Here is an 8,350-nt window from a genome sequence, read left to right on the forward strand (position 1 = left end):
CCCGAGGGCGGACGGGCGGGCCGGGGTGGTGCGGCCGAGCACATCCGACGATGCCTTCCGTGATGCCGCGGTCTGGCTGTCGGGTCTGCGCGGGCAGGCCCACGCCCGGGTTGCCGGCGGATCCGCGACCTGCCGGGAATGGCAGCCGGGTAACCCGTAGATCTGGAGTAACGCAACGCGCCTGGATTGTCCTGTACCGGACATCTGGGGCAGGTGACTGTGCGTCACGTCCGGTTGGTTCGGAAGGCGACCGCATGTGTCGTGGTCTGTGCGTGTTCTCTCCCGCTTCTCTGTCGGGTCACGCCGCTCCCGGCACTTTTTTGTGTTACCTTGAGTTACATTATCGCTACCAAGAGGGTTCGCTCGGGTGTGCGAACGAGTCGCCTTACCGACAGGACGCCAGGGAGTACGTAGTCATGATTGATACTGGCGAGCTGTTCCCGCCGGTGATCCGGGAGCTCCCGGTGGCCTTGGGTCTCGGTCCTGTCGGTCCTGTCGGGTCGGCGGAGCCGGTCCAGCAGGAACCCCGGGCGCGGAAGGAGCATGATCCTGCCGCTTCCGGCCCGCCGGTCGGTCCGGCCAGTGCATGGTCGGCGGCTGTGGACGCGGAACAACATGTCCCGCATGTCCTGTCTGTCATGCCGATCGCCGCGATTCCAGCCGCCCGCACCCCCCCGGACGATCATCCGGATTCCTGTGCCGTGCAGGCCTCGGTAGGCCATGCGATCCCGGCAGACCGGGTGGATGTCGAGTTCTCCGAAGACTCCCGTGCGGCCGGGTACCAGGCCGCGGCCGGACATCCTCCCGTGGCCGGGCAGCTTCCCACGGTCGGGTACCCTCCTCCGCTTGGGTCCGTGGCAGCCGCGAGCTCACCGACGTCCGACCGCAGGCAGTTCCACCTTTATGCCGGTGCCGCCATGGTGGGCGCGCTCCTACCCGACGGGCAGTCCATGGACCCAGTCGATGGCCGCGGTACGACGAGCGCACAGGTCGCGGTCGCCCACGCCGAACAGCAGCTGGCCGGACTGCTCGCTACCCACGAGCACACCCCGCCCGCCCACGTGCTTGCCCAGACGGTCCGGCTGCGGCGCTGCCTGGACCAGCTCGCCCAGTGCCCCCTGACCGCCTCCGACGCTCGCCGGCTGCGCATTGTTGCTGGTCGAGCCACTGTCCTGCATGCCGATGCCGCCTTCAAACTGGGCGATCCCGATGCGGCGCGGGCCCTGGCCGCTACCGGTTTTGCCGCCGGGGAGTGGGCCGGTGACGGCCCGTTGCAGGGGTCTGCCCGCGAGATCGGGGCGGTCGCCGAGTTCTACGGTGGTCGCCCGGACGTGGCCCTGCAGCTCGCCCGTGACGGGCTGCGGTATGTCGGTGCGGGTCCGGTGCGGGCCCGGCTGGTCTGCCAGGAGGCCCGCGCGCTGGCTGCGCTCGGTGACGTCCGGGGTGCGGCGCGGGCGCTCGACCTCGCCTACGATCTCGCTGACATGATTCCCGTGGAACAGTGGGGATCTCCCGGGCCGGGTTTCGACACCTTTCACCCGGTCGAGGTCTCCTACAACGCGACCACGGCGTTGTGCCTGCTCGGACGATCCCGGGCCGCCGAGGAACACGCGCAGCTCGCCATGCCGCAGCTCGATGCGATGAACGCTCCTGGTTTCCGGTCGGTGATTCGTCTTGATCTTGCACTGGCGCTGGCCCGCCAGGGTCGACTCGAACTCGACCGGGTGTGCGCGCTGGCCACCGAGGCGATTTCGATTTCCTGGGGGCGTACGGTGGCGTCGGCGTCGAACCGGGCCGACCAGCTACTTGCGATAACCCGGGCGCACGGCGAGGTCCGGGACGTCCGGGAGCTCGCCGCATACGTCCGGGGATGGCAGCGGGAGGGCGGGCGGCAGCCGGCCGGTTCGGACGAGGCTGGTGTCGGAACAAAGGCTGCCGCAGCAACTGGCGCGGGAATGTCTACAGGAGCATCATCTGCCGCTGGTTCGCGGGAGGCTGCCGTGGAGATCGAGTGGTGAATCGTGGACGGCGCTGACCCCGCGAGACCTCCGTAGCACGACAACGGACGGTGCATATCACGTGAATCACTTGGACGGCGTGGGAATGTCGACGGGTGTGCCGGTTGCCGGTGGCGGGCGTTTCACCGTCACAAGGGCCTGGAAAATTCTCCAGGAGATCTGCGCGGCGGTCGGGCTGGACGGCCGGGACGCGGAACTTATCAAGATTGCGGCAAATGCGGTGTTCCGGCTGCCCCGGGCCGGGGTGATCGTCCGGATATCCGGATCGCAGGCGATGGCACACCGGGCGGACAAGGTCGTCCAGGTCGCTCGCTGGCTTGCCCGCCACGACGTACCGGCCGTGCGCCTCGCGCCAGGCATGCCGGCACCTTTGCGAATCGCCGGCACCGTGGCCACCCTGTGGATCGACGCCGGCTCCGGGAGGTCGGTGAGATCGGGGGAGCCGTCGAGATCGGCCGTCGGAATCCCCTTCCCACCCGCGGGCGGGGACGAGCAGCTGCGCACCAGGGCTCGTGGGTCGGCCGGGCGTGGGGTAGGGGGCCGGGCAGCGACGGTGCGTGGGGCCACGGCAGGCGGGGCGCCGCGAACAGACGTCCCTCCGACAGCGCGCGACCTGGCCGTTGCCTTGCGCCAGCTCCACGCACTGCCGCTTCCGGACGTTCCCCTACCCCGTTTCGACCCGCTCGCCGACGTCCGTCGACGTCTTGCCGACGCCGAGGGGCTGCATGCTGCCGACCTTGCGTTTCTGCGGCGACTGGCCAGCCGGTGCGAGGCCGCGCTCGAGAGCGTGGCGTACGCTTTGCCGGCCGGGATCGTCCATGGCGACGCCCATCTGGGAAACCTCGTCAAAGCTCGTGACGGCGAGGTGCTGATATGCGATTTCGACGCCACCTGCTACGGGCCGACCGAATGGGATCTGATCCCGTTGGCTGTCGGACGGCTGCGGTTCGGCTACCCGTTGGAGCAGCACGTGGCACTTGCCTCCGCGTACGGTTTCGACGTCATGCGCTGGCCGGGCTTCGAGGTATTGCGGGCGGTGCGGGAACTGAAGCTGGTGACGAGCGTGGTACCGGTCCTCGCGAGCAACCCGCGGGTGGCCGCGCAGTTCGCCGTCCGCCTTGCGAGCCTGCGTTACCGGGACGAGACCGTCCGCTGGATGCCCTATTCCTGACACACCCCCCGTCCCTGAGAGTGTGTCAGGGATCTGATTGTCCACGGGATTTTGGCAGATCGCTGAACCCTGACATTCGTCAGGGTTCAGCGTCTTCTCGGAAATCATCGTCCTTCGCAGGGATCGCCGTCTTCTCAGGGATCCCGCCCTGCACCGGATACGAGTCCTTCGCGGTCGGGCCTTCGGGTTTGGGTCCTTTGAGGTTGCGTCGATGGATCCGGCGGCTGATGTCGCCATGTTATCGGAAAAACGCTGGTGGATGTTCCTGGGAAGTGTCGCGATTGTGTTTGCCGGCCAGGCCGGCTCGAACCTGTTGGCGTACGCCGGTCTGTCACAACGGGTTGCTCCACGCCAGTTCGCGGAACCGGGTGAAGTCGGTGTCGGCTGAGGCGAGGGCTGCTCGGCTGCATGGGGATGCTGGTTGGGTGGTCCGTGATGCGGTGAGGTAGCCCGTACGGTACGGCCGTCAGCAGGCGGGGGCTGCCGATGCCGTGGTCGCGCTGTAGACGTTCGTGTCGGGGATCCAGCCGTCGGTCGACAGGCGGTTCCAGTTGTCGCTGCCGGTGGACAGGCCGGGTGGGGGCGGGACGTACGTCGAGTGGACCCAGCAGACGGTGCGGACCAGGTCGCCGTGCCGCAGGGTCGCGATCACCGAGGCGTCCGCCCCGGCCGACGACCGAACCGCCAGCCCGTCGTTGCCGGCGGCCACAGCGAACGGGCCGGTGTCCGTCCGCGGCTCTCCCGTTCCCAGCCGCGGATCGCCGATATTGCCCACGCAGGCGGGAACGACGGCGTTGAGGGTGCCGGTGTGGGTATAGGTGTCGTTGATCCATCCGGAGCTGGTGTAGTCCCACAAGCGGGACGTGGTGTTGCGTGCGGTGACGGACTGGCCGTACACCGCGCAGTAAAGGGTGACCGTGGCTCCGTCCGCGACAGCGCCCAGCCGGCCGAAGACCGGGTTGGTGGTCGGGCCGCGCCAGGTGGGCACCGTGGCGCCGGAGGTGTCGGCGTAGACCGTCACCGGGACGCCCGCACCCAGCGGCCTGCCGGTTTCCGTCGGCCTGCCGGCTGCGGTCGGCGTGGTGCCGGCTCCCGACGGTGTCCCCGGCGCGGACGGGCCCGCAGGCGGCGTCGTGGACCGGGTCGGTGGCGCGTCCGTCGAAGCCGTGGCCCCGGCCCTGGAACCGCTGGCCGTCGGGACCGTCGCGCGTACGGATATGGCGTCGTCGCGGGTGTTGCCGGTGTCGCGGCTGAGCGCCAGCGCCAGTCCGGCGCCTGTCACGAGCAGGATCACGGCGCAGGTGCCGGCGAGTACCAGCCGCCCGCGACGCCCACCGGGCCGGCGGTTGAACGGACCATTCCCCGTCGGTGATATCGATGTCGGTAACGGGGGAGTGGAGGGCCAGGACGCTCTCGGCGCGGCGGTCGGTATGGGCACCGGGCTGGGCGGTGGTGTGGGCGCCACCCAGCCCGCGCCGAGCAGCCTGCGGGTGGCCTCGTCGGCGTCGGTGACGCCGGTCACCTGCTGCCCGACGATGGTGGAGACGAGGTCGACCGCGCTCGGCCGGTGCGCCGGGTTCTTGTCGAGCGCTCGTAGCAGCAGGGGGACGAGGGCTTCAGTCACACCGGCGAGATCGGGGCTCTCGTTCAGGCTGCGGAATGCCGATGCGGTCGGTGTGCCGGCCGGGAACGGGTGGCGGCCGGTCGCGGCGAACACGACGCACATGGCCCACGAGAAGATGTCGGCTGCGGGGCCCGCCCGCTCACCGAGTAGTTGTTCCGGCGCCATCCAGGCGACCGTCCCGATGAGGTGGCCCGTCCGCGTGTGATCCGAGCCGTCGAGGTCCCGGGCGATACCGAAGTCGATGACCTTCGGGCCGTCCCAGGCGAGCAGGATGTTGGACGGCTTGAGGTCGCGATGCACCAGACCGGCGGCGTGTACGGCGACGAGGGCGTCGGCGAGGCCGGTGGCGAGATTGACGAGCATGGATTCGCTGAGATGGCCGCGGTCGGCCACGGCAGCGCCAAGGTTGACTCCTTCGACGTAGTCGGTGGCCATCCACGGCAGTGGCGCGTCGACGTCGGCGTCGCGGACCTCCGCCACAAATGTCCCGTGGACGCGGCGCGCCGCCGAGACCTCCCGGCGGAACCGCTCCCGGAACTCCGGGTCGGCGGCAAGTTCAGGCCGGACGACCTTTACCGCCGCGGGGTGGCCGTCCGTGCCGAAGCCGAGGTAGACGGCGCCCATTCCACCAGTTCCGAGCCGTCCCTGAAGCCGGTACTGCCCGACGTTGCGGGGATCGGCGTCGGTCAGCGGCGCCAGCACGCCCGGCCCCTCCTCCAACATCCTGGTGGTCGCGGGGCATGACCGCCCGCCGAGCCCCACCGTACCGAGCCAGCGGTACCGGTCGCCACGGGGCCGGAGACGGTCAGGAGACCGTCGGCCGGATCAGGACAGAACGACTGGCTGCGCCCAGCCGGCTCCGATGGTGCGAAGAAGCGACATGGACGTGCTGTTCCGGGTCCGGAGCATGCGCGGATTTCCGTTTTCCGGATCATTTTCCGGCAATAATGGAGGGCCGGGCGAGGGGGAGTTTCGAGGAGCGTTCAGCGGACCGTCCGGTATCCGTTGTAACCCGCTTTCAAAAGCTGTTCGAAACGGCAGGCGGACACCTCGGTCGGATGGCTTCTTACGGTACGGTCAGCGCTTGGCGTGCACTCCGGGAGCGACTGGTACCGGTGCCGCGTGGCTGCCCAGCGTGTCAGGTATTCGGCGCTGGGTGACCGTACGGGTGAGCTACCGCCCGATATTTGTTCGCCTTTTGACGGAGAGTGTCACCATTGCTGCGGCGAGTGGCTCGAGTCTTTTTCCTCGACTATTTTTCTTCTTTTGCCGGCATGCCTCCATTTCACCCCATGAGAAACCTGCAGAATTACAACCTGCGAAGTTGGCCGTTGGGGTTGACCGGTTGAGCATCCAGTGCGGTAGTGTCACTTCTCGTTCGGTCGGTATACGACGAGAGGAAAAATGCGATGGCACAGCAGCAGCAGGAGCAGATCGAGCAGCAGCTGCGGCAGAACTGGCAGCAGATTCGGTACCGTCTGCTCGACGAATTCGGCCAGGTCGGCACCGCGGACCTCGACGCCGCTCGCGACGTCAACGACCTCGTTCAGCGGATCGCGGACAAGACCCACCACAGCGAGCGCTACGTGGAGACCCGCCTGCAGGAGCTCGTTGGTGCGGGTGCTTCCCTCGGGCAGCGCGGTGGCCAGGGCTTCGGCCAGCAGATCGGCCAGCAGCAGCAGGGACAGGGACAGCCCTTCGGCCGGTAGTAATGCGGAAGTATCCCGGCGGTGAAAACACCGCTGTGCGCCCTGGGATCTCCGTGACATCGCTGTGTGCACGTGTCTGGGGATCTACGTGGCGCGGCGCGTGCGGTGACCGTGTTGTACTTGTGCTCGGCCACCGGGCGCGACTGCCCGGGATCTTCCTGTTGTGAATGTTCCGACCAGTCAGGTGGTCTCACCGCCAAGTATTAGGAGACCACCTGACTGGCTGGACGAGGAGCGCGCAATCATGGTTTTTCGCGCCCAGGCTCGGGTCCCCGGGCCGCCGGTTCAGGAACCGAAGCGGCCGGCAGGAGCGCGGACATCAGGCGGTGAGGCTCAGCAGCAGTGTCCGGTACTCGAGCAAGGCGTCGATCAGTCCCAGGACGACGGCGTTACGAGGCATCTGACCGAGTTCGATCAGCATTGAATCCGTCTGTTCCAGTGTCGGCTGAGCGTCGACAGCTGCGACGAGTGTGACCAGTCTGCTCATGAGTAGACCTCCAACGACTCTCGGTCGTGAAGCGATTTCCACTCAGTCAGCACGCTGTGCGGCGGGATCGCCTCACCTGATGTACCTGCTGAAACGGCATCGCGTGGCGGGTTCACCAACATTTCCGACTCCATGCCCCTCGAGAAGGAGCCCGGCTCCTTTGTCGGGCAGCGATACATCCGATCTTACTGTAAGAAACGTAGAACCTCGGTGTTCCCGTCGGGTTGAGCGTCCGTTACGGTAAGGTAACAAAGTTTGCGTCCCGTGGCCGGTCCGTCGGGCCGCCGCGTCGTCGCGCTAATACGTTGAATAGCCGGCTCCGCCGGCTGAGGGTGTTCCCGAGCGCATCAATCTCCCGGCGCTGTGCATCCGTCCCGGCTGCGCATGGTGCAGCCGACGTCATGGATTCAATCAACGGTACCGGCGCAACCCGCCGACGCAGGCGCTGAACCAGGCGGTACGAGCGGTTCGTTAAGCTGCGGTAGTCACGTGATGATGGGTTTGACGTTGTCGGTCACGAGGCCGGTCGTATCGGTGGCCGGTTTACTGCGGATTGCGTCGGTTGCCCTGGCGCGCGATAAGGTGGCGATGGTCTGCCGGAGCCGACTGGCCGGAGTTGACCAGGGCGAAGAAGGCATGACCGTGTTTGTTGCTGTGGCAGGGCTGCGTACCGGATCGGCGAAGCCGGCCGGAGAAGGTCTGCGGAGGCCGGAATCGGGTCCGTTGGAGCGCCCCGCCCGGTAGCCTCGGACGGGTGGTCAGTGCGGGTTTGTTCCCGGGCGGCAGATGGCGGTCGCGGCATGGTTACTGAACCGGTCGGCAATTCCGTCCAGGATGCGCTGGTAGCGCCTACGGTGGATGAACCGGTGGATGGCGACCTCAGCCGTGAGCTCGAAGACGTGGCGCATCGCGCGTGGCCGCCGCTGCGCGAGCAGCGGGTGGGCGGCTGGGTGCTGCGGGAGTCGGCTGGCTCATCCCGGCGCGGCAACTCCGTGTGGGCCCGCGGCGACGTCGACGACATCGCCGACGCCCTGGACGCTGTCGGTGAATTCTATGCTACTGCCGGTCTGCCGCCGACGGTCCAGATCACGCCCGTGTCCATGCCCTCGGCTATCCACGAGGTGCTGGACGCGGCCGGTTTCGACGACACCGGACCGACCGACGTCTGCATCGCCGATCTCGGGGAGATCGGCGAACGGCTGGTCGTGGGAGCCACCAGGAACGTGCCTGCCAGACCTGGCAGCTCCCGGCCCGCCGCAGTCAACGGCCACCGGACGATCCTTCTTGACACCGTCGGCGACACCTGGCTGGACGTTGCCGGACAGGTGCTGGCGACTTTCG

Annotated in this window: 7 protein-coding genes; 5 read left to right on the top strand and 2 right to left on the bottom strand. The window is 67.8% G+C overall.

The window, feature by feature from the left end; all coding sequences use genetic code 11:
• Positions 1 to 416 precede the first annotated feature (416 nt).
• From DD1DGNOD_RS01105 to DD1DGNOD_RS26335, 3 genes are all read left to right on the top strand, one after another.
• A complete protein-coding gene (locus DD1DGNOD_RS01105; RefSeq protein ID WP_241255382.1) occupies positions 417 to 2,018 on the top strand; it encodes a hypothetical protein in 1,602 nt (533 codons plus the stop codon).
• A gap of 61 nt (positions 2,019 to 2,079) precedes the next feature.
• Positions 2,080 to 3,189: a phosphotransferase family protein gene (locus tag DD1DGNOD_RS01110; protein ID WP_241255383.1), complete on the top strand. Its 1,110-nt coding sequence runs from the start codon at positions 2,080 to 2,082 to the stop codon at positions 3,187 to 3,189.
• A gap of 211 nt (positions 3,190 to 3,400) precedes the next feature.
• Positions 3,401 to 3,577, top strand: coding sequence for a hypothetical protein (locus DD1DGNOD_RS26335; RefSeq protein WP_165034639.1), 177 nt, complete (start codon positions 3,401 to 3,403; stop codon positions 3,575 to 3,577).
• Positions 3,578 to 3,655: 78 nt separating this feature from the next.
• On the opposite strand, the gene DD1DGNOD_RS27605 is transcribed toward DD1DGNOD_RS26335, so the two are convergent.
• On the bottom strand, positions 3,656 to 5,515 hold the full coding sequence (locus DD1DGNOD_RS27605; protein ID WP_206442867.1) for a serine/threonine-protein kinase: 1,860 nt from the start codon (positions 5,513 to 5,515) through the stop codon (positions 3,656 to 3,658).
• A 707-nt stretch (positions 5,516 to 6,222) separates the two neighbouring features.
• Between DD1DGNOD_RS27605 and DD1DGNOD_RS28490 the strand changes: the two genes are divergently transcribed.
• A complete protein-coding gene (locus DD1DGNOD_RS28490; protein ID WP_131764716.1) occupies positions 6,223 to 6,522 on the top strand; it encodes a hypothetical protein in 300 nt (99 codons plus the stop codon).
• A gap of 319 nt (positions 6,523 to 6,841) precedes the next feature.
• On the opposite strand, the gene DD1DGNOD_RS26345 is transcribed toward DD1DGNOD_RS28490, so the two are convergent.
• Positions 6,842 to 7,009, bottom strand: a complete 168-nt coding sequence (locus DD1DGNOD_RS26345; protein WP_165034641.1) for a hypothetical protein — start codon at positions 7,007 to 7,009, stop codon at positions 6,842 to 6,844.
• Positions 7,010 to 7,875: 866 nt separating this feature from the next.
• Here DD1DGNOD_RS26345 and DD1DGNOD_RS28495 point away from each other — a divergent pair.
• Positions 7,876 to 8,350, top strand: a 475-nt coding sequence (locus tag DD1DGNOD_RS28495; RefSeq protein ID WP_430827740.1) for a GNAT family N-acetyltransferase, cg3035/Rv0428c family, incomplete at its 3' end; no start/stop codon positions are given.

Origin of the sequence: Candidatus Protofrankia californiensis (assembly GCF_900634765.1) — a bacterium.
Classification (GTDB): domain Bacteria; phylum Actinomycetota; class Actinomycetes; order Frankiales; family Frankiaceae; genus Protofrankia; species Protofrankia californiensis.